General features: G+C 54.0%; 1 protein-coding gene. It reads right to left on the bottom strand.

What is annotated here, in order from left to right:
* Window positions 1–73 precede the first annotated feature (73 nt).
* A protein-coding gene (locus ACR0K9_RS21460) for an IS3 family transposase (RefSeq protein WP_171239079.1) occupies window positions 74–1,425 on the bottom strand; the annotation gives its coding sequence in 2 pieces (ribosomal slippage) (window positions 74–1,089 and window positions 1,089–1,425; 1,353 coding nt in all).
* Window positions 1,426–1,510: the final 85 nt, after the last annotated feature.

Genomic DNA, 1,510 nt, shown 5'->3' with positions numbered 1-1,510 from the left:
TGTCTGTCATCAAATGATTTGGAACACGAGCGGTTGATTGGCTTTGGAGGCTCAGGCTCGCTGTAGTTTCAATTTACGCCGCGTTTTGATGATGCAGCAAGCGGCGTTTCTGGATTGTCTGGTGTTTGATTTCCTTTCTGCGTCTGAGGATAGTTTCGGCCCGACCGAAGTAGACATCGGCGGGTGTCAGATTGCTGATGCTCTCGTGGTATCGGTTGTGGTTGTAATGATCGATGAAGTCGCCGATGGCCTGTTCGAGCGCTCCGGGCAGATAGTAGTTTTCCAGCAGGATACGGTTCTTCAGGGTCTGGTGCCATCGTTCGATCTTGCCCTGTGTTTGCGGGTGGTTCGGGGCACCGCGAACGTGATCCATGCCCTGATCTTCAAGCCATCTCGCCAGATCACCAGAGATATAACTGCTTCCATTGTCGCTGAGCAGCCGGGGCTTGTGAACAACGGAAGCGCTGTCGCAACCTGATGTTGCCAAGGCGTCTTCCAACGTTTCCGTGACATCGTCAGCTTTCATCGTGGTGCACAGCCGCCAAGCAACAACATAGCGGCTGTAGTCATCGAGTATGGTTGAAAGATAAAACCAGCCCCAGCCAATGACCTTTAGATAGGTGAAGTCAGTCTGCCAAAGCTGGTTTGGCCGAACAGTCTTCTCATGGAATTCATCCGCCGCTTTAATGGTAATGTACGCTGGGCTGGTGATCAGATCCTGCGCCTTCAGAAGCCTGTAAACGCTGGCCTCGGAGACAAAGTAGCGCCTGGTGTCGGTGAACCGCACCGCAAGCTCGCGTGGTGATAACTCGGGCTCCTCCAGAGCCAACTCCACGATCTGCTTACGCACCTTGTCAGGGATGCGGTTCCAAACTCTGCCTGGCCGGGAATGGCGATCCTCAAGCCCGGCCTCGCCGAGAGACAGATACCTGTCGTACCAGCGGTAGAACGTCGTTCTGGGGATACCAAGCTTTTCCAGGGTGCGTTTGATCGGCAGGTGTGATCCGTCAACCAGCCGGATGATCTCAAGCTTCTCGGATGCAGGATATCTCATTCGTCGTCTCCCCCATCCTCGAACATGCTTTTTTTGAGTAGCCTGTTCTCAAGGGTCAGGTCGGCTACCACCTCTTTCAGCGCGGATGACTCCGCCTTCAGATCCTTCACCTCGGAACTGGTGGCTTGGCGGGCCGTGTCCCCAGCCAACCGCTTTTTGCCTGCCTCAAGAAACTCTTTCGACCAGCTGTAATAAAGGCTCGTGGCTATTCCTTCTCGGCGGCACAGTTCGGCAATGCTGTCTTCACCACGAAGCCCGTCTAAAACAATGCGGATCTTCTCCTCTGCCGAATGTTGGCGCCGTGTCTTCCTGCGGATGTCTTTGACGACCCTCTCTGACGACGCTTTCTGTTTCCCGGATTTCATTCTCATCTCCACTCTCTGATGGTTACGATGAGCCTGAAATCCTCCGTTACGCAATCAACCTATTCTGTTCCATGAGTGCTGATGGCAGACA

It is taken from the genome of Ruegeria sp. L12, from assembly GCF_056531745.1.
The sequence above is the reverse complement of the archived record's forward strand: the minus strand, read 5'-3'. Positions and strand labels throughout refer to the sequence as shown.